Genomic DNA, 24,361 nt, shown 5'->3' with positions numbered 1-24,361 from the left:
CTCGAAAGCGCTTGACCTCAACATGCCGAATAGAGAAGTGCTTCAGGACTGCTGCAACCCGGACTTTTTCAACACTATCGACCCTAAGCGGCCTCTTGCTCTTCGATAGGTGAGTGGCAGCTTTGCGCCTGATCGCAGCCGTTCACGTTGGTTCGCCCAAAGCCAGAAAGCGGACATTCTCGCGATCCACCTTGGGCACGATTGCACTAAGTCACGGCCACATCGCATCTGAATGCCAAACGGGCGGCGCCAGGATGCTCGTACTGGAGAAGGCTACGCAGCTTGTCGATCGTGACCGGCAGATCACGCACGGACTTGCCGGTCACGTGGTGGATGGCGTTGGCTACGGCGGCGGCAGTACCGACTATGCCAAGTTCGCCGGCCCCCTCACGCCAAGCGGATTTTATATCGAAATCCTACTCCTCGAAGAAAAATGACCTCTGCGTCATGGATATCGGCGTTCACCGGCACGCGGTACTCGGTACGGTCATGGCTCATTGGCCGGCCCAACAGGTGGTCCACAAAGGTCTCCTCATGGAGGGCATGGAGATAGACATCACGACGAAGCCGAGGATCTGGCTGCAGGCAGTCCTCAGATTGATGATGCGTCCGGCTTCGCATACGATGACGATGCGGGGAGGACTTGCGGTTCTCTGGCGATGTAATACCATTCTCTTGAATGTGCATCACTGACTTGCGCTGAAATTCTCTTTAGAGACATACGATGACGCTTTTCACACGATATCTATTTCAGCGCATTCCGCTTTTTGTCATATCTGTATTTTATGTTCTTTTCAATTTTCTAGCGCCACCGCAGGTTTTACATATCTTCAGCATATACCTGCGCGACGAGCGCTATGCCTCGATATTCTTCTTTGCTTTGCCAGTATATGTAACCGTGGCCTTCGCCATCTCATTCGTCGACGATCTCGGTCGAAGCTCACGATTCGCCGATCTGCTCGTCGGGAGTGTATCCTTTTACGCAATTGCCCGCTTAATCGAAAAGACTGACGCCGCCTCGCCGTGGCTGTTTTGGGTGATTGTCGTTCCCGGCATCTTTGTATGTATTGGAGCCATGATGCTCTTAGGCCGGCTAAGATTGGCGGGGTATGGCGCAAAGCGCGTTGCAGAACTGAGCCGGAGATGGTCGCTTGTAACCGTTCTGGTCATGTGGGCGCTTTTGTGCCTCGTAGTGAGGCTCGACCCGATCTCGACACCTCAGGCTCTAGGTATTGCAGTCGTGACTATTGGACTTGGACTGCTTGGCGCCACACTAACGATCCTATGGTCATGGCCTTTGGCCACAGCGGCATACCTCGGAGCTTGCCTTTTAGCGTCGATTGTGTTCGGGAGCAGCAACGATATTCCGCTCACGCCTGGCAAAGAGCCCGGGGCTGACGCCAGCTCCGACTGGTTTGCGGCCACTGCTGTCGTGCCGTGGTTGGCAATGCGCGGCGATCTGGACGCCTACAAAGAGGCAAAGCGACCTTATCCGGTCATTATCAGCTCCGCCGAGGGTGGCGGCATCTATGCCGCAGCTCATTCCTATCTCGCGCTCAGCAAGCTGCAGACCGTTTGTCCAAGCTTCCAGCAGCACCTGTTCGCGTCGGTTGGCATATCGGGCGGGGGCATCGGCAACCTGTTGTTCGCATCAGCGGAGGCGCCTAATTCTGAGCTGCGTAAATGCGGCTCTTCCAACACGGCTGTGAATACCGATGTGCTGTCTTATGATTTCCTGTCCCCCGTTTTGGCCAACCTCCTCATTGTGCAGGTGGCTGACTTCTTCGTGCCGTTCATCGATATTTCGCCGGACGGGGGCGATGTCCTGGCAAACACCATTGCTGCAAGTCTCCCGGACAATCCGCGTATCTCCGAACCGTTAGCAGCGTCATGGCGGCCAGATCAGGCTCGTCCCGCCCAGGTGTTCGTTGCAACGGACGCCAATTCGGGATTTCGCTTTGTGATTGGATCCGTGCCTGACCTGGGTGGCCAAACAGCTGCTTTCTTCCCCATGACGGGCGGCGAGGACATCCAAGGGAACCGGGCAGCCGTAACCAGCGCTCGCTTCCCGTGGCTCACGTCGACGGCGCGGCTGCGAGTCGACAAAGACGATTATCGAATTCTCGGAGACGGCGGCTACTTCGAGAACGCAGGGGCCGATACGGCGATGGAAGTGGTCGAGCAGATAAAGGCGCTTTCCCTCGACTCCGAGCACTGCGCCAAGAGCGAAGACGCCACCTACGAGGTGAGTGGAACAAACCTCTGCAAATGTCCTTTACACGTCATCCCGACATTCACCCAAACAGTTGAGTGGAAGGGCTGCGAGTTCAATGTTTTTCTCGTTTACATGCCGATCAAGAGTTTGAACTCCAAAGTGCCTCTGAACGACCTTGAGTCCTTAAAGGACGCAGATCCACGGCAGTCCTATCTTCTGGACCCGCTGTTAACGATGATCAGCACTCGGACCACCAGAGGCGAATTGGCCGTGAGTCGGGCCAGGCGGTTGCTCGGCGGACTGGCTGACCCGGACAACGTTCAAGGAATACACGTCGATGGCGGGTATTTTCCCCACGAGCTGCCCATCGGCGACTTGGGCTTGCCGCTGGGCTGGCGGCTGTCCGACGCCAAAGTCGCCGAGATGGCGGGACTCACGGCATCAACAGACTCGTGTCCATTTCTCTACGGAAAGCCGAGATACTGGCGCACCCTTGAAGAAGAAGCAAAAGCTGTCATGGAGCAATTTCGCCTCACCGGCAAATGGCCGGAGGGAAAGGTGAGTGTAGCCGCCGACGAAACGCCAGCCGCGGAGCCCGATTTGCTAAGTAACGTCAAGACCATGAACGGCTGCAACATGTCAATGCTGGCATGGCTGTTCAATCCGACGTTGGATCCGACCGCCTACGGCATCCCAGGATTCGAAGGGCTCTGACGCTATTCGCCCACCGGTGGCCGCTCTGATCAAAACAATCAACTCGCTCGAACCGTGACGGGCAGGTTAGCGCCGCATGCCGGACATTCCGAATCGACGTTCGATTTCCTAAAAAGCGGACGTTGCCATGAAATCTCTGGCCTCGATCACCGAATGTCCCCTTGCGACGAGAGCCTGGAATTCGTCCCACATACGGATATGATGGCCTGGGTCCCTGCGAAGTGCTTTCGGTACCTCATTCCCATGACGGAATGCTGTCCGGGTGGCGCCGCCATCTGCATTGCGCCACTCAAGATGAGGGTCAGGAATGAACTCAAACCTGTTCGGCGCAGGCACTAACTGCGGCGTCAGACAGATCCATTCATTTTCAATAATGGCGACCGAGTGGAGGATCAGGTCTTCACCATGGGGCAACCATCCAGTGACCTGTCTGCTTTTGCCATCCGGGTCATTGGCAGCTTGCTCACCGCAATTTCGGTGACAGTCATAACGCACGAAGCCAGTCGCCAAAAGCTCTTCCACGGGCGGCCGAGAAACAACTACGCGCGGCAGCGCGCTCACCTCCTCATAGGTGGCCGCCTCTATTTCCGATGGCGGGAAGGCCATAGACTCCACGTTTCGTCGGATCAGATCCGCAAGTTCGATGCTCGCGGCAGTTCCCGCTGCCACAGTAGTTGCCTCCTGTTTCATAATGGGGACCCAATTCGGTTTCGGGCGACAGACTTGATCGTTCGACGCCCTACTTGCTGCTACTTCAAGAATGGTACCAGATGTTGATGACCGGAGTTCAAAGCAATCGTCACACAGTCGCAAAAAGGCACCTCAGGTTGCTGTCAGTCCGCTCTTGAGCGCAGAACTCAGGATGCGGACTTAGGAATCGATCTTGAAGCCTCTCCAATCCGGCTAACCATCATGAAAGAAAGCCATAACTGCCGAGCAGAAGCCGAATGTATTCGGGGGTTATTTGATAAACCTGCCTTGAAACGAGCGCGCCGTCAGGATGCGCTTGGATGTGCTCACCGCTTTCGACGTCGTAATAGTTGAGAGCGATTTCTGCGGGCCATGGGAATTCTGGCTCAAACGGTACCTCTGCAAACGGATTGAAATAGACCTGAAACCCATCGAGATGGGTTTCACGATGAAACGATGAGTGCTGAATAAGCACATCTGCACCGCCGATCTGATGCTCGCTTCCTCGTCGTTGCGTGAGGAGGTAGTTCAGCGCGGCGAGCTGAAACCGGTGCGTCCCGACTTGCCAGAGCTCCGAACCGGGCGCAATCCTGTCCTTGTCGATCACCCTGTAACGGGTCGACCGGACGAGCCTATCAATCTTACCTTCAACGACCGCTTTTCCAAAGGTCCCGACCGTAGAAAAGAAAACGGCGCTGATCTCTTTGAACGAATCGTTCGTGAAAATTCCCATCTCAACTCGCGCACCCGAAGGCTTCAGGAGAGAGGTTATCTTGTCTTGCTTTCCTAGGTCTGGCCCTTCGAGCAAAGGCGGCGCCAAGCCAAAAAGGACCATGTTGATGAGTTCGTTGTTTTGGGTGAGTGAGAGGTCGCTATCGAAGGGGGCGATTGCAATGACAAATGGCCGGCTGCACACGTGGCTCATCGAGGAATACGGGTGCTTCTTTCCATTGCTTCCGCGGTAAAGATCCAGCTTGTCCCTGATCTTCCCAGCAAGCTTCAGTGCACCACGGGTTTTGAAATCTTGCTCGTTGAAGGTCTTCTTCTGCTTCGCGGTCGGAGGCTGGTCAGAGACGACAGCCTCTATGTTGAACTCGTAGTTTCCGGGTCCTCGGACGAAGAAATCCGGCGCTGACTTTGAAAAGTCGACACTGCACCCCAAATCGGTCAGCGCTCTGTTCAAATAGAGTTCCCACATCGAGGAATTGAATGTCGTTTGAAATTCGTTGATGAATTTCTGGCTCTCTCCCCTTCGATCCAGCAGGCCTGTCGCCCAGTTTTGAATGATAGGCTGGACCTTCGCGTAGTGAGGGTCGGCCGAGATGCGACGAAAGTAATTGTGGAGCTTTTCTTCCCGGAATCGCGGAGTAAACAAGTCCAACATTCTGTCCCGTTCGTGTGTTTCAGTCGCGCATCGCGCTGGTCATGCGGCACTATGGGAGCCGTGCTTTGACGATGCTAGTTCTGCAGCTGGAAAGGCAAAAATCCCCCTCTTGGAATCGCTTAGAGCCTATAGAAGGAAAGGTACACCAAACTGCAATGGTAGCCCGAAGGACTGCCATTGGATTGGCATGGGGGAGGGCAGCTTACATCTTTGTTCGAAGTAGCTCCCCATGTCCGCTAAAGGGGTCGGCTGCAGAACGGCAGCTTCTCGCAACTACCGAAACCGGACGGTCTGGAAACGGCCCCCTTCCGGTCATTCACAAGCCGGCGATAGCCGAAGTGAGTCAGTGCTGTTGACGTCGAGAACACATAGGCCGGCCACTACATGTTCGCCTTTTGTGCTCCAAAAATCGCATAATTGGCAGTGTGGAACTCAACGGCGGCTCATTGGTTTTGCGGGTTCAGCTCGTGGAAAAGGTCCGTCGGCCTTTCGTGAATGCGGGTTTCCGCATCGCCTACCTCGATTTGGTCGATGACCGCCGGACAGGCGAGACGGAGCCGTATCTCGCCCGAGAGCACATTCGCGCGCATGATTTCGACGAACGCGCCTATCTTTTCATCCGCAGTGAGAAACCTGCGTTTGACGGATGCAGTGGTGCTACGCTTGTGGAGCCCCGGGGCGTCTCTATGCGGCAATCCTTCATCGTGAGCCGATGCTATTGTGCAAGTTTCGCAGCACTGCGGGTGGCGATATCGGCCAAGACAGCATGAAGAAGCGTTCCAACTTCCTGTTCGGCGACCCCGGGTGCAATTCCTGATTCGGACAGTTGAACGAGAATTTCCTTGGCGGTGTTGCGCCAGAAGGCGTTCGCGTCCTTCCCGTTCTTGGATTCCAGGACCCGGGCGATCCCTTCGACCAACTTCCGCCGCCGATGCAGCGGAAACGCGCTTATGTTTGAATCACACATCGATCACCTCACCCCTTCAGTCGCGCGAATAAGCATTGGCGGGTGAGAAAATTTGGTTAACAGCGCTTTTGGACAATGGTCAGCAATGGAATAAAGCGTCTACCCAACAAGCCAAGAGGTGTGCCACGTGTTGATGATCGGCGCGTGCTGAACGGCATCTTCTGGGTGCTGCGCTCCGGTGCTCCATGGCCGACCTGCCTCAGCGCTATGGCCCGCGCACCACCTGTTGCAACCGCTTCGTCCGATGGCGAAAAGCAGGTGTGTGGCTGCGCAGTAACGAGTCTACGGCCTAAGGTTTGCGGAGCCTCACGCCGGCGCGGCTGCCGTTCTCCGGGATGAACTCGACGCCGGCGGCCTAGAGGGCGATGCGCAAGGCAGCAACGGTTCGCTCTTGTGTGGAGCCCTGTCGGGCCGCGACATCTACTTAATGTCTATTTTAGACAGTCGCCGCGACCATAACTTTTGATAACAGGTCAGGGTCGCGGGATGCCGAGCCGCTTGAAATACCGGGTTACGTCCGGATGCTCGCGATCGTCCCGCCTCAACCGCGCAAGCGCGTCATCATCGCCGGCGAGCGCCATAGCCAAACCGGGAGCGCTTATTCTCCACGGAGCACCGGGCATTGTCTGGTTGTGAAGACGGTGCTTGATCACCAGCCGCCTGAGTGTGTCTTCGCTTACGTTGTAGTCGTACCTGAACAGATCAATGGCCCTCTGGACCGTGATCGCCTCTGCCCGTGGGATCTAGAGCGGCCGAAGCCGTTCGCCTGTTGCCGGCGCTGTTTTGACACGGCGCGCATTGGTCATTCGGCCCGTCGCGCTTTTCTGCGGCCCGCCGTTTCGCCCGACATCAGGGAACGATATCGCCCCCCATGTATTAGAAACCCATGGACACTATGGAACCCCACGGCCACGGGATGGCGGCCGATCTTTTGACATCGGAAGTTGCCAATGCCAGGCAGCGCATCCACCGGATCGAGCTCGCGCTTCAACGCACTGAAGAAATGCTGGCGGAAAATCTCGCGCTGTGCAGCAGGATACGAACTGCGGTCGAGGCCGCAGACCGCTTGGTGAAGATGGATCCTCCCAGCTTTGAAGGGCGTCGCCCAGGTTGAATTGGGCCGGCGTTTCATCGTCGCGACCTTGCGGCACCCTGCCGCAAGAGCCTGCCCTGTTGGCATCACAGCGTGAGCAAACATTGGACAGAAGCATTCCAACATTCACGATATGCAACACCGACGCTAGATCGACACGATCTTCTGTTCAAACAGCGGGGATTAATGCTCGGCGGATCGAAGGGGGCACGGGGGTCTTCGCGCGAGCCAGTTAGCCGATCTCCCGCTCAGAAATTTCTACCAAATATTCCGACCTCCTGATGGAACCCATTCGTTGCGGGCGAGTTGCGGCTCATTGGGACGGACTTCCCGAACATGACAACGAGCAACAAAGCAGACCATCAGTCTGTCTCCGAAGCGTTTCGGAAACTGATCCGTTCCGAAGGCTATCGTCATCACGTACAAACGTTCTTAAATCTGGAGGTCGAACCAGAACTGCCGCCAACCCTACAGTCATTACTTGCGGCTATTGATCGGGCCAAACAGGGCCCGACGGAAGAAGGTCCCTAGCCGGCTGGCTGAGCGTCAGGTCAAAGAGTATAGAGGCTCGCTTCGTGGCTTGTCCCCCTGATTCCCACTCAGAAGTTATCAAACATTCTTCTTGATTTTTCTCGACAGAGGATCATGAATGTTCTCTTGGGTTCTCGCTGAGGTGGGAGGCCTTGTATGAACGTTTGGACGAACTGCCGACCCGACAAAGTGACTGCCAAACACCTTGTTCACGAGCTGATCCTACAAGCCCGTCGCGGCCAAATCATCTCCGTCAAAGAGACTATTGCAGCGGTGCGCCGAGACCGGCCACATCTGGCGGAAACTGACTGCGAGCTGGTGGAGCTTATTGTCAATGTTGCCCCAGCCTTTGGCCTGTTCGTCGGGTTCGATCTTCGCGAATAACCGCCTCCTCAACAGGGCGGACCGTCGCGACACGGTCTCGATCAAAGCGGCATTACGCGAAGCTCGGGAGACTGCGCCTTATTTGGTGGCCTCCGACGAAGAACTAACCGAGGCAATCGTCGAGGCAGCAACTGCCATGGGCCTCTGCGTGGCTTTCGACGCCCGGGAGTAGCTGTCGGCCGACTTCGGTGACCTCGCAATGGGCGCGCGCCCATATGCTGTCATTCATTCTCAATATTCCGGCCTTGGCGTGACAGTCCTCACATTAACGCTCTCGCCGAGGACAAATAACCATCGGATGCCGCAGATTTCCGACTGGTCCTTTTACGCGATCGTCGCAACGAGTAGACCGACAACAAGCGAAATGACCAGGGCGACACCCACCGGAAGATGATGCATACCGGCTTCGTACCGACCGCTTAGATAACCGTCGATGAACCTTTGGAAACATCCCGTCACGGACTCAGACATGCCTAACAAACGGTAATCGTCCTCATCGCTGAGCCGGTTAGTAGAGACGAAACCCGCTAGCCGCCTGGGGTCCATTCATGGCTCTCCACTGGTTCAACCCTCCGATCCCCGTCAAGACCGAGCGTCCCGGGATCATCCGCAACGTCAACAACGCCGAGGCAGCCGGCGAGGAGTTGATGAAGTGGACCAAGCGTGGCCCTTGGTGGGACCTCGCGGTGCGCGTTTGCATGGCCGTGATTTTCGACGAGATGGAAGCTGAGGAGGCCCGCAAGGCATTCCTGGCTGCTGCAAAAGAGGAGGGGACATTACTCCCCCCAATGACAACCAGCTAAATTGGATTGCGGTATAAGGTTCTAGGTGTCTCAGACCAACACCGCCTTCGCGAAAGGAGCCCGCCGCCAAGCATGGAGATGAGAGGCGACGGACCCCCCCACAGCGGCTGCACATCCACGAAGTAATCCCGCTGCCGCCTCTAAACCCGCGAGGGCCTACATCGTTCCCTTAGCTGCAGCTAAAGCGGGGTTGGTCGGCGGGCTCTTCCCGCTCTAAGTTCCCTCTTATGGGTCCTCTCTGGTTCTCTCCCCCGGTCTACGTGAAGACGAAACGTCCGGGCATTCGCAATGGGGTCAGCCACGTCGAGGGAGCCGCCGAGGAACTCCTGGCATGGGACACAAAGGGCCCGAGGTGGACGAAGGCGGTCCAATCCTGCGTCGACGCGTTCGAGGGCAGGATGTCCCCCATGAGGTGCGTGAAGCCTTTGAGGCGGCTGCCAAGGAGGCCAACGTGTATCTCTCCCCTGAGTAGGAGGTATCATGGCGCCCATCTGGTTCGTCCCTCCGGTGTTCGTGAAGACTGAAACCGGTGTCAGGCATGGCTGCAACAATGCGAAGGAAGCCCTTGAGCAGCTCAAGATGTGGACCCGGCGAGGGCCTCGCTGGCATAAGGCGGTGACCCTCTGCCTGTCAGCCTTGGAGGGCGATTCGATTGACCCCCACATAATACGAAAGGCCTTTGAGGCTGCCGCTAAGGAGGCCAACGTGTATCTCTCCCCTGAGTAGGAGTTGTCGTGGCAACCCATTGGTTCTCCCCTCCGGTGTACGTCAAGACCGACCGACCTGGGTCCTACGGGTGCAACAACGTCGAGGGTGCCGCCGAGGAACTCATGAAGTGGACCAAGATGGGACCTAAGTGGAGGAAGGCTGTGCAACTGTGCGCCGACGCCCTTCAGGACCGTGTGACTCCGGAAGAGGTCCGTCAGGCTTTCGAGGCTGCTGCCAAGGAGGAGAGGGTGCTGCGTGAGTAGCAGGCCGGTGCCCATGGCTATGTTGGGAAGGACCCGTTAGGCTGTCTAATGCTGACCAAGTCCGCGCTGCTCGAAATAGACCCGGATACGAGAGCATTCACTCTGGTCGGCGCATATATGGCCATTTTGCACTTCTTGAAACTGGCATCGGAGCTGCTCTGGGCGAGGTAGTTGGCGTCAATGGGGCACGTCGAGTAATCATCAATCGAACATAGGGTTCGACGAGAAGATCAAAACCGTACGCACAGGGGACCGGAACCGGATGTCAGGCTTCTAAAGCCGATGGCAGAAACCGGATACGCTGTGGCGGCATTTGAGGGCACGTTCCAGCTCTTGATTATTGCCTGTGAGCTGTGCGCGAAAAATCGGGAATGGAAGGGCCGGAGGCAGGAAGCACGGCCTCAGGCCGAGGCGCTAATCAAGCGGGTCGGCAATGATCGCGAAAAGCTCAAAACGGCGGCAGCGAAACTAAAGAATTAGTCGCGCGTTGGACGGCGGAAAACGCTGTTTCGTCTCTGCGTATGGTTTAGGTCAGAGTGGTCAAGCCAACGTCTGGTAAGGCAATCAATGCGTCGAGCGCTAGTCAAGCGAAGTCGCCCGCTCGTGACGAGGTCACCTTTGCGCCGCCCGCTTTCCGGCCGGTCCAGCTTGCAACGCTCGTGGACACGGTCCCTGCCGGCGATCGTTGGATCCATGAGATAAGTACGACGGCTATCGTATTCTCGTTGCCGTCGGCGGTGGCGAGGCGCCAGCCTACACACGATCTGGTCTGGACTGGTCTAGCCGTTTTCCCTCGATCCTCTCCGAGGCTCGCAAGCTCAAGGTGCGCTCCGCCCTGATTGACGGCGAGGCCGTGGTTGTCATGCGGAAGGAAGATCTAACTTCCAGGCGCTTCAAAATGCATTGAAGAGTGCCCCGACGACTATCGACTTTTATGCGTTCGATCTGCTGCAGCTCGACGGCGAGGATCTGACAAGGCTTCCTCTTGTTGAGCGCAAGGCGAAGCTGGAGGCGATCTTGCCTGCGAAAAATCCGGTCCTTCGTTACTCCGACCATATCCTCGGCCGCGGAGAAGAGCTGCTCGATCGCTTCTGCGCTGCCGGCCTTGAGGGCGTCATCTCAAAGCTCGCGGATTCGAGTTATGTGGCGGCCCGCGGCGCAAGCTGGCTGAAGATCAAATGCATCAGGCGGCAGGAATTTGTGATTGTCGGCTGGACGCCGTCCGACAAGGTCCGCGCGTTTCGGTCCTTGATCCTTGGCGTTCATGACCGCGGCAAGCTGCGTTACGCCGGGAAAGTCGGCACCGGCTTCGATACCGCTGAACTTCTTCGTCTCTTGAAGATCATGGCGCCGCTTGAGCAGAAGGCCGCCACCGTCGACGCACCACGCGCCGAAGTGCGCGGCGCACACTGGCTCCGTCCGAAACTGGTCGCTGAGATTGCCTTCACCGAAATGACAAATGAAGGGACGTTACGACATCCGAGCTATCTTGGTCTCCGTGAAGACAAGAAGCCGGAGGCGGTCGTGCTCGAGACGGAACGTCATGCAGCCGATCTCGCCGCGTCTGCGACAACCGCCATCGCGATAAGTAACCGTGACCGCGTCATCTATCCGGAGTCCAACATCACCAAGGGACAGCTCGCCGACCATTACGCAGCGGTCGCGGCGATCATGCTTCCTTGGGTTGGCAGCCGGCCGATCAGTCTGGTTCGATGCCCACAGGGCCGCGCGAAGAAGTGCTTCTTCCAAAAACACGACGCCGGCAGCTTTGGCGACAAAGTCCACCACGTCGGCATCACGGAGAAGGACGGGCACGAGGAACCATATCTCTATGTCGACGATGCCGACGGACTGATGACCTGCGTCCAGATGGGAACGATCGAGCTGCATGGATGGGGGGCTCGGATCGAGGATGTCGAAAAGGCCGACCGCCTCGTGTTCGACCTCGACCCCGATGAAGGCCTCGATTTTGAGGCCGTCCGCGCCGCTGCCTTTCAGTTCCGCGCTATCCTTAAATCGCTGGGACTTACGACTTTCCCGATGCTGACGGGAGGCAAAGGAGTGCACGTCATCGCGCCGCTCACCCCTGGCGCCGAGTGGCCAGAGGTGAAGGACTTCGCGTCTCGCCTGGCGCAGGCGGTCGCCCGGAGCGATCCGGCCCATTTCACGGCCGTGTTGTCAAAGGCGCGCCGCAAGGGTCGCATCTTTGTGGACTATCTACGCAATCAGCGCGGGGCGACCGCGATCATGCCCTACAGCGCAAGATCACGTCCAGGCGCCCCTGTCGCGGCACCGATCACGTGGGCGGAGATGAAGACAATAGATGCGCCCTCTCATTTCCACGTGGGCGATGCTCCTGAATTAAATAAACGCGCAGCCTCCAAAGCTCTGGCTGGATGGGGTCGCGCTGACCAATCCTTGCCCAATCTGTAGCGTACGTGAAGAGGCAGTAAAGCCGGGATTTAAAGGGCAACGCGGCGCTCATGGCCTTGCCTGATTGGAACCTGCGGAGATCGGCCTCCGTTTGGCTGAAGCCATGGCAAAAATCAATCCGAGGACCGTCGCCAGTCTTTTGAGGGAATACGCACAACGGGCGTCTATGCGCGGCGACAATCCCTATCGCACAAAGGCATACTTGCGCGCGGCAGACAGTCTGACGGCGCTGTCGCAGCCGCTTGATCGGATCATTGCCGCCGGCGCCCTCACCAAGATCCCGGGGATCGGTGACGCAATCGCAGACATGTGACCAAGCTTTACCAAACCGGCACGCACCCGAGCCTTGAGAAGCTGCGCGAGGATGTTCCAGCGGGCGTGATGGAGCTGTTTGCCATACCCGGGCTTCGTCCTGATAAGATACTGAAGCTTCATCAGGCGCTCGGCGTGAACTCGCTGGCGGAGCTCGAGGCCGCAGCAAGAGAAGACCGCATACGCCCAGTCAAAGGCCTCGGCGCCGCGCTTCAGACAAAGCTCCTGCAGAACCTGGCCATCGTGCGCAGCGGCGAAACGCAACTTCACCTGCACAAGGCCGCCGCTCTTCTCGAACATGCGGTCATATCGGTGAAGCAAGAGCATCCAGACTTTTCGCGCGTCGAAATTGCAGGCGACTTCCGGCGCGGTTGCGAGCTCGTTTCCGATTTCGCCCTGGTAGCGCAGGCCAGAAAATCGACTGGAATCGAGGATACGACCCTCAGGCTTGTTGTCACGGACAGGAAGCACTTTGGCGCGAGCCTGCTCGAAGCAACCGGTTCGGCAGACCACCTCAAGCAACTGAAGACGTTCGCGGCCGACAAGGGGTTCACCCTAAACGCCGACGGGCTTCATCGCGGGAGAAAGCTGATCGCGTCAGCGACAGAAGAAGAAATCTACCAAGCTCTGGACTTGCAGTTTATCGAGCCTGAATTGCGCGAAGGCAGGGACGAGATTGAGCGAGCGGCAAAGCAGAAGCTACCCGCCCTCATTCGGGATGAAGATCTGCATGGCATCCTGCATTCTCACACGACCGCATCCGATGGCACCGAAACGCTTGAGGCAATGGCGGAAGCCACGCGCAAGCGCGGTTTCGAATACTATGGTGTCGCCGATCATTCGCAGTCCGCTCACTACGCAGGCGGCCTTTCGTTGCAGGAGATTGCTGAACAGCACCGCGAAGCTGACCGGCTGAACAAGGCATACAATGGAAAATTTCGCATACTGAAGGGCATCGAGGCGGACATCCTGGCGGATGGCTCGCTCGATTACCCGAATGATATCCTGGAGCTGTTCGATTTCGTTGTCGCGAGCGTGCACAGCCGCTTCAAGTTGCCAAAGAAGGAACAGACGGAGCGTATCATTGAGGCGATCGCAAATCCCCGGACGACAATCATCGGGCACATGACCGGTCGCCAGCTGTTGCGGCGGCCCGGTTATGATCTCGACGTCGAAAAAGTCCTCAAAGCGTGTGCGAAACACGGCGTCGCTGTCGAAATCAACGCACATCCGTGGCGACTCGACCTCGACTGGCGCTGGCATCAAAAGGCACTCGATCAGGGCTGCATCTTCAGCATCAATCCGGACGCTCATTCGATCCGCGAGCTCGACCACATGCATTGGGGTGTCGAGATGGCGCGCAAGGGCGGTGTTCCTGCGAAGCGGGTCCTGAACGCGATGCGTTTGACGGCCCTTCTTGCGCATCTCGCACGGCGCAGGCAAACGTCCTAAACTGCTTGTGCGCCCGGCCTATCAGCGCAGGAGTCCGTCATTCTCAAAATCTTCCCAGCCGCGCAAACTGGAGTGCGCGTTCTCGTCGGGGCCGTAGCCAGTTGAAGCTGCAGTTCCGCGACCGCTTCTTTGAGCACGTTTCATAGCGGCCTTCCCCGCGGCTCGCCGCCTGTTCTCTGCAGCTGTCGCTGCGTCCTGTTCGCGCCAGACCGTAACCAGGTCGCGGTCAAGCACATCCTCCACGTGCTCCGGGTCGAACACGTGAAAGGTGATGTTCCTTGCCCGCCCGCGGAGTTTCACGGTTTTCGTCCCGGCGCTCTGCAAGCGACCATCTTTCAGCCAGCGGTGCCGTTCGGCCGTCGAGATCGTCAGAATGTCCTCGATTTCACGGGGGATTACGGGCAGGTCTTCGATATTCTGCAGTGCTTTGGATATGATCCCGAATACCACCTGCCCATCATTCTCGGCGCCCTCAGACAGGCGCAGGGTAAGCACGCGGGACTCGATATTGAGCAATTTCCTGAACTCCGTTGGAAGGCGGTCGCGTATTTCGAGAAAAATACCCCTCGCTCTGACGGACGATCCAAACGTTGCAGCCGGGGTTAAAGGCCACTCTCCAATCAGCTTCGCTGTTGCATTGGTTTTACGGCGCGTGGACATGCCCCTTTATATAGGTCCCCGATAGTCGGCAGCGATGAGCCGATCGCAAAGCCAATATGAGTTCTAATCCGCCAGCGGTCTGAACCACGATGCCCAAAGGCGCAACCACGATTGTGAGCGGGGCCGTTTGCAACTTCGGCTAACAGGAAACGGCAGAGTTGATCTCGAAGTGCGATATCAGGCGCGTCGCCGCCTGGCGGCTTTTTGGGGGCCGTTTGCTGTCCGTCCGGTTATTGCCGAGGGATCAGTTAAAGCCGCCGTTCGGCTCACGACCTCTTCGCGGAATACAAGGCAAGTTCAGATCCCGCGGAAGCCGACATTGAACTGCCTCTCCGTTTACACGTTTGGCAAATGTTGCGAATGGAGGGAGTTGCATGTTTGAAGGTTTCTCGCTGGAGCAGATCAAACTTCCGGAAGCGACGCTCAGAGTGCGGGTTGGTGGAAGGGGCCGCCGCTTCCTGATGCTGCACGGTCATCCTCGCACCCATGCCACTTGGCATCGCGTGGCGCCGATTTTGGCTGAGGAATACACCGTAATTTGCCCTGGTCTTCGGTGCTCGCCCTTGCGGTGTGTCGCAACACAATCAGCGCGTCCGGTTTGCCGTGAACAGATCTTGCTGATGCACCAGTTCGTCCGCGACGGGCTGACGGAGGCGGCGTGTGCCATTCGGGTGGATGGCCGAAAATAACCCCACCTCTGCATGACGCGAATTGTCCCAGCCCGGGTAGGCCGTTATCGGGTACAGGCAAATACCCTCGAATCGATGCTCCGACACCCATAGCGGCACGCACCTCGTCGCGGCATACATAGTGGAGCCAAGCCGGCCCGCCGGATCCCTCTGAGCCGGTCTCGGCAATGAACATCGGCTTACCGTACCGATGAGCAACCTCGAGCAACATTTCCGACAAAGCGCGGTACTCATGGTGTCCCATCGATATCGTCGGCCCGTTTATTTACCATTGATTGTGCGGCTAGAAATTCAGGCCCACGACATCGACAACATCTTCGCTCCCGCCCAACTCAGGTTCGACGCGGCCCAGCAACATGTCGTAAGCTTCGAACTGCCCCTGACGGGCGTTTTCGGCCCGACCCCGTTCGCTGCGGGTCCGGTCACGAGGAGCGATTTGGATAAGGGGCTCGGCCCAGACAAATCTGCAGGCGGGGTCGATCTCCCGCATTGCACGAACACCCGCGATGGCAGCCTTCACGAGATGCCGCTTGAACCATCCACGTTTGTTCGGCCCCACGCGGGAAATAGCCGACCTCAACAGCCCATGCGAAAAAGGAGATCTAGTTGATGGGACACAACAGAGGCGGTGTTCCGGCGATCGAACGCTGTACGCTCACGGCTTCTGCCGCGAACGAGGCATAGGCATCGATGAAATGCAGCGATCGCTGATCGACATGGTCTGGAGATCCGTAATGGAAGATGTCCCAGATAACCTGGACACCTGCCGATCGGGCCGCCTCGACCATTGGCGCCCAACTTGACCAGTCATAGGCGAAGCTTGCGGAACCGGAGCCTCCACCTGGTGCTCGTCCATACGCCCCACTTCGCTCATTCGAAGTCTTCTTTCAGCAGTCGGCTTCGAACTCGGCCGCCTTGTTAGGACCGGGAACCGCGTTGGCGAAATACCGCATCCAATGGGGCGCGCGCCATCTTCGTTGCTCAGTCCAGCTCGTCCTGGCGCGACCGGGTAATGCCGAACCGATTTGGTCGAGCCTTTGTTCCTGTGGTGGACTGTCCGGAGCTGGGTGGCGAAGGAGGAACAAGGAGGGCCGTGCCAAGTTCGGGGCGATATACCACCGCCGCCGATCGACTCGAGCGGCTGCTCAGCAACAAGAGAGGCACGGGATCACATGACCGTTCAGATTCGACTTTCCGAGATCGACCACGCCAGGCGCGAGGATCGTGGCGACGGCGCTTGGAGCATCGCACCGGACTTGGGCTATTTGCGCCTAGCAATCGTCAATGTCGTGTTCTTCGGCGCACCGGGCAGCGGAGATCGGAACTGGATGCTGATCGATACCGGGTTGCCGACGTCCCGCGGCAGCATTCTTGCGGTCGCGGAAAAGCGGTTTGGCACGAACGCACGGCCGGCCGCGATCATCCTGACCCACGGCCATTTCGACCATGTGGGAACGGTTCTAGACCTCGCGAATAGGTGGGACGTGCCTGTCTTCGCGCATCCACTCGAGCGCCCCTATCTGGACGGAACCGCGTCCTATCCGCCACCGGATCCCTGGGTCGGGGGTGGACTGATGGCGCTGCTTTCGCCGCTTTTCCCACGGGGGCCAATTGATCTTGGCAACCGTTTGGAACTCCTACCTGCCGACGGATCGATCCCCGGAATGCCCGGATGGCGATGGCTACACACACCCGGGCACGCTCCTGGGCATATCTCGCTCTGGCGCGAGGAGGACCGCTCGCTGATCGTAGGGGACGCTTTCATCACCACCGGTCAGGAGTCAGTCTATGAGGTCGCCGTTCAGGATCTTGAGATGCACGGTCCGCCGCGCTACTTCACGCCGGACTGGGATGCGGCGGAAAGATCCGTGAAGCACCTGGCTGCCCTGAACCCGCGGATGGTCATCAGTGGACACGGTGCGGCTGCTGCGGGAGTGGGCATGCGTCAAGCTCTTGACAGCCTGGCTGAGCGGTTCAGGGTGTTCGCCGTCCCGCCGAAATTGAAATTCGTGCGCGAGCCGGCGGCAGTCCAAGGTAGCTGAGGCTAACCGAGCCGTCGTCGTTCTGAAGTATGGTCAAGTTGGGCAGACTCTGTCTCTCGAGCCGGTAGAGTTACCCGTCGGGTCGCGCGCCCCATCGTCGCCGACAAACTCTGACAAGCGGAACAAACCCGGGAGGCGCCGGGTTAGGGCGTTCGATCGGCGCAGGGCGACTGCGGCCAAGCGCCCCGAAGTTCTGCGTCAGGGGAAGACGTCAGATGGAAAACGAGTACCCGAAGGACGCGTCCTGTCCGCCCGCGAGCCGACCGGCAAGAAGTTGTTCGAGTCCACACGCGTCGGCATCCGCCAAGACTTGGCTTTGATTCGCTCATCGGCCAAAACCGTGGAGGAGACCAAATGGCAAATCTGGGAAGATTGGCGATCGCGATGCTTGGCGTTCTGGCATACCAAAATCGCGACAAGCTCTGTCAATTGATTCCGGGAGCAGGGTATCTTAACCCAAACGACCCGCAACGCAGAATTCTGGCTCAGATAACGAATGGCGTGTCGAGGGCTGACCTTGGTGAGATCCTCGACCGGTTCAGGGAGGCGGGGGCAGGATCGAAGGTCGACTCGTGGGTTGGCAGCGGGCCAAACCAACCGATTGAGCCAAGGGACGTCCAAGCGGCAATGGACGAAGGTACACTCACGTCCATTTCGATGCAGACGGGTCTTTCGCGCGAGGAGCTAATCAGAAGGATTGCGCGGGATCTACCCGAGACAGTCAACGAGATGACGCCGAATGGTGAATGGCCGCCTGAGCCGACACAAGGCTTGGATAAGTCGACCCTGCTCGACAATGTATCCTAGGGGACACAGCCAGGAATGCAGCCGGCCAAGGCGAGATCCAGGGTGGCAACTCTACACGGGGGACGCTCCTGCGCGATCGCCTTCATCCGCTCGCGAACCAAGGGTCTGTTTCGAGCGCGCCGAACGCTCAACTGGCCGCCATCCTGAAAATGCGGCACCGCTGCATCGCGGCGCCCTCGCGCTCGCGTATATCGGTGAGCGCGTTCCTGGCTGGCCAGAGCGCTGGCGATCGATCCGGACGACTTCGTGACGCAGTACAACGCCGCTTGCATGTATTCCGTGCTCGGGGAAGTGGAGCAGCGGTGCGGTACCTGGAAAGAGCCGTCGGAGGAAGCATGAGTCAGAACGTATTGGAGCGAATCCGTCACGAAGTCGATTTCGACGCCATTCGCGATCACCCGCGGTTCGTGCAGCTTCTTGGTTCACTTGGCTTGTGACGCACAGCTGTACTTGCACAGGCTTCGGCCTGCCTAGCAGCCGCGTTCGCGGCGCGTCCGCTTTGGGTGGCGGATTCAACTGATCGCAGCAACACACGCTCTTTTCTGAAAGATGGAGTGTGAGCCATGAAGCAGCGAAGTCGCATCTACTACTCGGCCGCTCAGCGGCCTGAGTTTGGGTTCGATGGCAGGCGGGCGAGTCGATGAGCTCGATCGGACGACGATTCGATCGGAAGTCTTTCATCGGTCCGTTCTTGCCGCCGCGCCTGGGCCTTGCACTGGCGGGCTGCTGGCCTTGCCTGTTGCCGGTGTTTCCCGCCACATTTTGCTGCCGCGGCTTGTGCTGCTCACCTGGCCGCTCGCCATGGGCAAGTATTTCGCCCCGGCATCGTCTCTGCAGGGTTTGCTTCGTCGGCAAAGGACATCGCCAGCGGCCTCACAGCTGCGGTCGATCGCGGCCGAATCGGGATTGATGCTGGCCGACGCGCTGGCCGGCGGCCGCTTCACCCTGTTGATGCCTGCCGGCATTATTGCCGGGGCCGGCGACCGGTTGTTCGATGCGAAAGCCGAGGCTCTTAGACTACAATCGGAGATTCCTGGTTCCTTTGTCGATATCATCCCGCAGGCCGGCCACATGGTCCACCACACCGCACCGCTAGCTGTTCTCGCCATGGTGGACAGGGTCGCTGCCGCGGCCAGCATGAAGTAGGCCGGCACTGGCGCGATCCCGAAGAAGTGGAATCGCGATTTTCGGAAAAGATCATGCTCAAAAGCAATAGGTAGAACCCCGTCCCGACTCTATCGGGTGGCGAATCCCCGATGATTTACTTCACGGCGACACGCACTTCAGCGAACCGCATCCTGTGCATCCATCCGCGCCGGTTCGGCTAACACCGACGTCGAGGTCCGGTATCTTGGGGATTTGGCCAGGGGAACGGCCCCACTTCCGTGTTCGGCTTCTGCCTTTCTTTGTGGCTGCCAGTATCTAGTCGTCTGCAATCGAGGCCACGGGCTGACAAGCACCCCGCACTACAAGGAGCTGGCGGTCGGAGAACAATGTAGACATGTCGCACCATCCTTGTGGGTGCGGCTTGCGATGCATACTGACGGTCGAGGGCTTAATGTAACCAAATCAACGGCTCGGCGTTTCGGTCAGCGCCGTTGTAATGAGCGAAGCCATAACCTCTGTCACGAGCATAGACTGGCGATTTCATGAATCGCAATTTTCTGGTGATTGAACCTGAGGAAGGCATTGCCGTGCTCAAGGGGCTTGCCTCCTCGGCGCGTATCTCGATGCTGAAACTGCTGCATGAGAAGGGGCCGATGAATGTCAACGAAATCGCCGCCGTGCTGTCGCTGCCGCAGTCGACCGTCTCGACCAACATCCAGGTGCTGGAGGATGCGGGCCTGATCCGAACCGAGCACCTGAAAGCGAAGAAGGGCAGTCAGAAAATCTGTTATCCGACGGCGGAAGAAGTGCTCGTCGTGTTCAAGAGCGAATATCGTGCGGTCAAGAACGACGCGATCGAAGTGTCGATGCCGATCGGGCTTTACACCGGCTTCGAGGTTACCGCGCCCTGCGGCCTTTGTTCGCCGGACGGCATCATCGGCTTGCTCGATGTGCCGAACACTTTCCTCGATCCGGACCGCATGAAAGCCGGTCTGCTATGGTTCACGCGCGGTTTTGTCGAATACCAGTTTCCCAACAATGCCAAGCTCGCCAATGCCGAGATCACCGAGCTCGAAGTAGCGATAGAGCTGTCTTCGGAAGTGCCGGGCACCAGCGCCGATTGGCCCTCGGACATCACGCTGACGATCAATGGCGTCGATGTCGGCACCTGGACGTCGCCGGGGGATTTCGGCGACAAGCGCGGCGTCTTCACGCCGTCCTGGTGGAAACTCAAGGGTTCGCAATACGGCAAGCTTAAGAACTGGCGAATTGCCAATGACGGCACCTATGTCGACGGCCTCAGGATTTCCGAAACCGGCCTCGCCGCACTCGATCTGAAGAGCCATCATTCAATCCGCGTCCGTATCGGCGTCAAGGACGACGCCAATCGCCCCGGCGGGATCAACATTTTCGGCAAGGGCTTTGGAAATTACGATCAGGACATTGTGCTCAGGATCAAAACCGCGTGAATCGACTGGCCGCGTTGCTGCGCTCAGTTACAGTTCATTGCTAGGCCAGGCTTGCAGCTGGCACCGCCGTCCATGAGGCGACCGGCTTGCCTGACGTGTATAGATCCCTCGTCGCAAGCTTTGCCCACTGGCTGCGAATCCCCTGCTACCCTCAATCACCAGTACAAAGGGATCCGTCCCACCAACCAACAGCCAGAGCATCCTCCGTTCCGGCAAATGCCGGAACTTACCATCTAGGCAACTCTCGAAAGTATATGCCGATCCAGGTCACACTTAGCCAACCCGAACCGCCAGCGATGGTTCGTAGCCTCACGCCTGCTCTGGTAGAACAAGGTCAGTTGCCGGCCGTCGATCATCACCGTCGAATGGCCATTCTCGCCGGGCTCACCAGGGTCGAGAACGGGGCCAACGGAAACGTAGGGACCCTTGACGTCATCGGCGATGGCGAAGAAGACGCGCTGCCGGCTGCCGCGCGGACCTTCGGGGAGGAAGCAGGTGGCGTTGAGAAGCACGCGACCGTCCGGCAGTTCGACGATCTGGGCGCCTTCGATCCCCCATTCGTAATCTGGGTGCTCGCGCGCATTGTGATGCGGCACGTCGAGATGATCGAGTATCTTGCCGAGACGTTTCCATGGCCCGAACCAGGAATCGGATTGGCTGCGCGCCAGATAGACATCAGGCTGAGGTACCCTGGTGAATTTGGGCATGCCTGAATAGACGATGTAGCGCTTGCCGCCGATGATTGCCGGATGGGGATCGTAGATGCCGTCCTCATCAGTGTCGGGCAGCGACAAAATCGCCGGATTGAGCACCACCCAATGAAAGCCGTCATTGGAGACTGCATGCTCGCAACGTCCGCCGGACTTCATGAATTCGGTCTGGATGAACATATGGAAGACGCCGCACTCATGGATGACGCCGGGTGCCGCAATGCCAGATCCGGTAATCGGCAAGACGATCGGCTCGTGCTCTGTCCAGGGTCCATAGAGATCCGGCGCCGTGGCATGGAGTATTTTCCAGCTCTCTGTTGTGACGGTGCCGCTGGAGCCGAAGACGTGCCAGAGCGTGCCGTCGAACACCGGACAAGGGTCCTTCAGATCATCCACAACCTGCGGGTGAAACAATGGAAAGACGTTGGTTTCAAAGTCGATCTTCATTCGCCAGCCATCCCTCGATTCGTCTCGGTCTCCATTCAAATGAACCACCGGCGCGACTCAGATGAATCGATTCCAAGCGTATTTATAGCTCCGCTGATGAACGGTTGTTGAACGATTGAAGGATTTGAACCGCTCTGTGGCAAAGGGCCACATTTGGGGAGCCCGACCTGACGCGAGGGGCTTCATCATGTGGATCGAATGGGGGCGGCCGGCTCGCCCCTTCTCTGTCGAGCCGTCGCAAGTGGAGCGGACGGCTGGTCTCGCCCGAGACAGTTTGGAGCTATGGAACAACTTATCGGGATGGAAGTTATATAGAAGGCTGCGAACTTCATGTCAAAGCTGCCTCGATTGACTTTTGTTAGTCGAGGCATTTTGTAACTATATCGAAGGATAATCTACATGGAAATGGCGGCGGGCCGGGCCAAAACACCAAAAAACCCTGTACAACCGTCTATTTTAATTTGCTTTTCACACCTCCGATGGAACTTCGTATATCAGAGACCACAACACATTCTGACCCTGGCGTCAAAACAGCAACAGCTAATTTACTTCGAAGAGCCGATCTTCGATGAGAGGCGCCACCCTTCGATGCGGGTGCACAATATTACCCCCAAGATCAGAATAGTGACGCCGCTGATCCCAGTTGGTACTTCCGCGACCAGGGCGGACGCAATCCAGCGCAGGTTCGTCGATCAGATCCTCGCCTCCACGCCGCATGACCGATTGACGACCTGGTATTACACGCCTATGGCGCTACGCTTCAGCGATCATCTCGCCTGTGACGTCTGCGTCTACGACTGCATGGATGAACTCTCCGCGTTCAAAGACGCTCCCGCAGAGTTGACGCAGTTGGAAAAGGCGCTGTTGCAACGTGCCGATGTCGTCTTCACGGGCGGGCAGAGCCTCTACGAGGCCAAGCGCAGCTTGCATCGGGCGATCTTTCCCTTCCCGAGCAGCATCGACGTTACCCATTTCCATCAGGCTAGGGCGCCAGGTGAAGACCCGTTCGATCAGGCCGACATACCTCACCCGAGGGTGGGGTACTTCGGGGTCATCGACGAACGGCTCGACCTTGAACTTATCGCGCATGCGGCTGCGGCAATGCCAGACGTGCATTTTGTCATGCTCGGCCCTGTCGTCAAGATCGATCGGGCGAGCCTTCCCACGGCAGGCAACCTGCATTGGCTGGGCGGCAAGTCCTATGCAGACCTGCCGAACTATCTCAGGCATTGGAGTGCCGGCTGGATGCCGTTCGCGCTCAACGAAGCGACCCGCTACATCAGCCCGACCAAGACTCCCGAGTTTCTTGCGGCAGGACTGCCGGTGTTGTCCACGGCGATCGTCGACGTTGTGCGTACCTACGGCGTCGAAGGTCTTGTCGAGATTGTCGAGGCGGAGGACATCGAGGCCAAGCTTCGCTCGATCCTGGCCCACCCCCGCGATTTCCTGGTGGAGAAGGCCGACGCCTACCTCGCCGACATGTCCTGGGAGAAGACCTGGAGCGCGATGGCTGCCCACATCGAGCGCGCCCATGCGATGAAGAGCGTCGTCCCATTCCTGAGGAGGGCGTGAGCGTGTTCGACTGGTTGATCGTAGGGGCCGGTTTCGCCGGCAGTGTGCTGGCCGAGCGTATCGCATCGCAACGGCAGGAAAGCGTCGTGATCATAGACCGACGAAATCACGTCGGCGGCAATGCCTATGACTGCTACGACGAGGCGGGAATACTAATTCACCGTTACGGGCCTCACATCTTTCACACCAACGCCCAATCGATCGTCGACTATCTGTCGCAATTCACGCAATGGCGGCCTTACGAACATCGCGTGCTGTCGCTTGTCGATGGAAAGCTGCTGCCGATACCGATTAATCTCGACACCATAAACCGCCTCTACGGCCTTGAATTGACGTCCGAGCAGCTGCAGGACTTCTTCGCTTTCCGACGCGAAACGGTCAAAGAAGTCCGCACCGCCGAGGACGTCGTGGTGAGCACAGTAGGCAGAGAGCTCTACGAGAAATTCTTCCGCGGCTACACGAGGAAGCAGTGGGGTGTCGACCCTTCCCAGTTGAGCAAGTCAGTGACGGCGCGAGTCCCGACCCGGACCGATCGCGACGATCGGTATTTTGGCGACAGCTTCCAGAACATGCCGGCAGGCGGGTATACGCGCATGTTTCAGCGCATGCTGGATAGTCCCAAGATCAAGATCATGCTGCAGACCGACTACCGCGAAATTCGCGACAAGATCCCCTTCCAGCAGATGATCTATACCGGTCCGATCGACGAGTATTTCGACTGGAAGCTTGGTCGCTTGCCCTACCGTTCGCTGCGCTTTGAGCACACGACGCTTGATTGCGAGCAGTTTCAACCGGTCGCCGTCGTCAACTATCCGCAGACGGAAAAATACACACGGATCACCGAGTACAAGCATCTGACCGGTCAGCAGAGTCCGAAGACCAGCCTCACCTACGAATACCCCACCGACG

The 24,361-nt window shown here is 58.1% G+C and carries 24 protein-coding genes and 1 pseudogene; 20 read left to right on the top strand and 5 right to left on the bottom strand.

What is annotated here, in order from left to right; genetic code table 11:
• Nucleotides 1–113: 113 nt before the first annotated feature.
• A complete protein-coding gene (locus NKI39_RS32300) occupies nucleotides 114–437 on the top strand; it encodes a hypothetical protein (protein WP_352700229.1) in 324 nt (107 codons plus the stop codon).
• Between the two features lie 287 nt (nucleotides 438–724).
• Nucleotides 725–2,929: a hypothetical protein gene (locus NKI39_RS32295; RefSeq protein ID WP_352682137.1), complete on the top strand. Its 2,205-nt coding sequence runs from the start codon at nucleotides 725–727 to the stop codon at nucleotides 2,927–2,929.
• Between the two features lie 108 nt (nucleotides 2,930–3,037).
• Here NKI39_RS32295 and NKI39_RS32290 read toward each other — a convergent pair whose 3' ends face one another.
• From NKI39_RS32290 to NKI39_RS32280, 3 genes are all read right to left on the bottom strand, one after another.
• Nucleotides 3,038–3,598, bottom strand: a complete 561-nt coding sequence (locus tag NKI39_RS32290) for a hypothetical protein (protein ID WP_352836985.1) — start codon at nucleotides 3,596–3,598, stop codon at nucleotides 3,038–3,040.
• A 241-nt stretch (nucleotides 3,599–3,839) separates the two neighbouring features.
• Complete coding sequence (locus NKI39_RS32285; protein ID WP_352682141.1) at nucleotides 3,840–5,000, bottom strand: hypothetical protein; 1,161 nt, start codon at nucleotides 4,998–5,000, stop codon at nucleotides 3,840–3,842.
• Nucleotides 5,001–5,718: 718 nt separating this feature from the next.
• Entirely contained in the window at nucleotides 5,719–5,970 is a 252-nt protein-coding gene (locus NKI39_RS32280) for a DUF6074 family protein (RefSeq protein WP_352473724.1), read from the bottom strand.
• 75 nt (nucleotides 5,971–6,045) lie between these two features.
• Between NKI39_RS32280 and NKI39_RS32275 the strand changes: the two are divergent.
• The 11 genes and pseudogenes from NKI39_RS32275 to NKI39_RS32225 all read left to right on the top strand — a co-directional run.
• A pseudogene (locus NKI39_RS32275) lies at nucleotides 6,046–6,242 on the top strand (transposase); the annotation flags it as partial.
• Nucleotides 6,243–6,886: 644 nt separating this feature from the next.
• Complete coding sequence (locus tag NKI39_RS32270) at nucleotides 6,887–7,084, top strand: hypothetical protein (RefSeq protein WP_352682143.1); 198 nt, start codon at nucleotides 6,887–6,889, stop codon at nucleotides 7,082–7,084.
• A 666-nt stretch (nucleotides 7,085–7,750) separates the two neighbouring features.
• Nucleotides 7,751–7,978 carry a hypothetical protein gene (locus NKI39_RS32265; RefSeq protein ID WP_352467869.1) on the top strand — a complete coding sequence of 76 codons (228 nt, stop codon included), beginning with the start codon at nucleotides 7,751–7,753 and terminating at the stop codon, nucleotides 7,976–7,978.
• A gap of 548 nt (nucleotides 7,979–8,526) precedes the next feature.
• Nucleotides 8,527–8,781 carry a DUF982 domain-containing protein gene (locus tag NKI39_RS32260; RefSeq protein WP_352467868.1) on the top strand — a complete coding sequence of 85 codons (255 nt, stop codon included), beginning with the start codon at nucleotides 8,527–8,529 and terminating at the stop codon, nucleotides 8,779–8,781.
• Nucleotides 8,782–9,261: 480 nt separating this feature from the next.
• Nucleotides 9,262–9,507 (top strand): DUF982 domain-containing protein, encoded by a 246-nt coding sequence (locus tag NKI39_RS32255; RefSeq protein ID WP_352473718.1) that lies wholly within the window; start codon nucleotides 9,262–9,264, stop codon nucleotides 9,505–9,507.
• 8 nt (nucleotides 9,508–9,515) lie between these two features.
• The gene (locus tag NKI39_RS32250) at nucleotides 9,516–9,752 is read left to right on the top strand and encodes a DUF982 domain-containing protein (protein ID WP_352836982.1); all 237 of its coding nucleotides are present in this window, start codon (nucleotides 9,516–9,518) and stop codon (nucleotides 9,750–9,752) included.
• A 282-nt stretch (nucleotides 9,753–10,034) separates the two neighbouring features.
• Complete coding sequence (locus tag NKI39_RS32245) at nucleotides 10,035–10,232, top strand: hypothetical protein (protein ID WP_352836979.1); 198 nt, start codon at nucleotides 10,035–10,037, stop codon at nucleotides 10,230–10,232.
• Nucleotides 10,233–10,470: 238 nt separating this feature from the next.
• Entirely contained in the window at nucleotides 10,471–10,659 is a 189-nt protein-coding gene (locus NKI39_RS32240) for a hypothetical protein (RefSeq protein WP_352836988.1), read from the top strand.
• A complete protein-coding gene (gene ligD, locus NKI39_RS32235; RefSeq protein ID WP_352836976.1) occupies nucleotides 10,656–12,185 on the top strand; it encodes a DNA ligase D in 1,530 nt (509 codons plus the stop codon). Before NKI39_RS32240 ends, ligD begins: the two co-directional genes overlap by 4 nt.
• Nucleotides 12,186–12,288: 103 nt before the next feature.
• The gene (locus NKI39_RS32230) at nucleotides 12,289–12,498 is read left to right on the top strand and encodes a hypothetical protein (protein ID WP_352836974.1); all 210 of its coding nucleotides are present in this window, start codon (nucleotides 12,289–12,291) and stop codon (nucleotides 12,496–12,498) included.
• Nucleotides 12,495–13,949 (top strand): PHP domain-containing protein, encoded by a 1,455-nt coding sequence (locus NKI39_RS32225; RefSeq protein ID WP_352836971.1) that lies wholly within the window; start codon nucleotides 12,495–12,497, stop codon nucleotides 13,947–13,949. The genes NKI39_RS32230 and NKI39_RS32225 overlap by 4 nt, the downstream gene beginning before the upstream one ends.
• Nucleotides 13,950–13,970: 21 nt before the next feature.
• Here the strand turns inward: NKI39_RS32225 and NKI39_RS32220 are convergent, their stop codons facing one another.
• Nucleotides 13,971–14,609, bottom strand: a complete 639-nt coding sequence (locus NKI39_RS32220) for a hypothetical protein (RefSeq protein WP_352836969.1) — start codon at nucleotides 14,607–14,609, stop codon at nucleotides 13,971–13,973.
• Between the two features lie 374 nt (nucleotides 14,610–14,983).
• Between NKI39_RS32220 and NKI39_RS32215 the strand changes: the two genes are divergently transcribed.
• From NKI39_RS32215 to NKI39_RS32195, 5 genes are all read left to right on the top strand, one after another.
• The gene (locus NKI39_RS32215) at nucleotides 14,984–15,298 is read left to right on the top strand and encodes an alpha/beta fold hydrolase (RefSeq protein ID WP_352700224.1); all 315 of its coding nucleotides are present in this window, start codon (nucleotides 14,984–14,986) and stop codon (nucleotides 15,296–15,298) included.
• A 1,172-nt stretch (nucleotides 15,299–16,470) separates the two neighbouring features.
• Nucleotides 16,471–17,340, top strand: coding sequence for an MBL fold metallo-hydrolase (locus tag NKI39_RS32210; RefSeq protein WP_023679038.1), 870 nt, complete (start codon nucleotides 16,471–16,473; stop codon nucleotides 17,338–17,340).
• 354 nt (nucleotides 17,341–17,694) lie between these two features.
• Nucleotides 17,695–18,147, top strand: coding sequence for a YidB family protein (locus NKI39_RS32205; RefSeq protein WP_502897799.1), 453 nt, complete (start codon nucleotides 17,695–17,697; stop codon nucleotides 18,145–18,147).
• A 906-nt stretch (nucleotides 18,148–19,053) separates the two neighbouring features.
• Nucleotides 19,054–19,293, top strand: a complete 240-nt coding sequence (locus NKI39_RS32200) for an alpha/beta fold hydrolase (RefSeq protein ID WP_352700223.1) — start codon at nucleotides 19,054–19,056, stop codon at nucleotides 19,291–19,293.
• 503 nt (nucleotides 19,294–19,796) lie between these two features.
• Nucleotides 19,797–20,723, top strand: coding sequence for an ArsR/SmtB family transcription factor (locus NKI39_RS32195; RefSeq protein WP_352700222.1), 927 nt, complete (start codon nucleotides 19,797–19,799; stop codon nucleotides 20,721–20,723).
• Nucleotides 20,724–20,956: 233 nt separating this feature from the next.
• On the opposite strand, the gene NKI39_RS32190 is transcribed toward NKI39_RS32195, so the two are convergent.
• Nucleotides 20,957–21,880, bottom strand: coding sequence for a glycoside hydrolase family protein (locus NKI39_RS32190; RefSeq protein ID WP_352700221.1), 924 nt, complete (start codon nucleotides 21,878–21,880; stop codon nucleotides 20,957–20,959).
• 399 nt (nucleotides 21,881–22,279) lie between these two features.
• On the opposite strand from NKI39_RS32190, the gene NKI39_RS32185 reads away from it, so the two are divergent.
• Both NKI39_RS32185 and glf read left to right on the top strand, forming a co-directional pair.
• Entirely contained in the window at nucleotides 22,280–23,452 is a 1,173-nt protein-coding gene (locus tag NKI39_RS32185) for a glycosyltransferase family protein (protein ID WP_352700220.1), read from the top strand.
• Nucleotides 23,453–23,454: 2 nt separating this feature from the next.
• Nucleotides 23,455–24,361 (top strand): UDP-galactopyranose mutase (gene glf, locus NKI39_RS32180; RefSeq protein ID WP_352836967.1); only part of this gene is annotated, 907 nt, incomplete at its 3' end.

The organism is Mesorhizobium sp. M0664 (genome assembly GCF_040320565.1).
Classification (GTDB): domain Bacteria; phylum Pseudomonadota; class Alphaproteobacteria; order Rhizobiales; family Rhizobiaceae; genus Mesorhizobium.
Note: the sequence above shows the minus strand (reverse complement) of the source record. Positions and strands in the feature narration are given on the sequence as shown.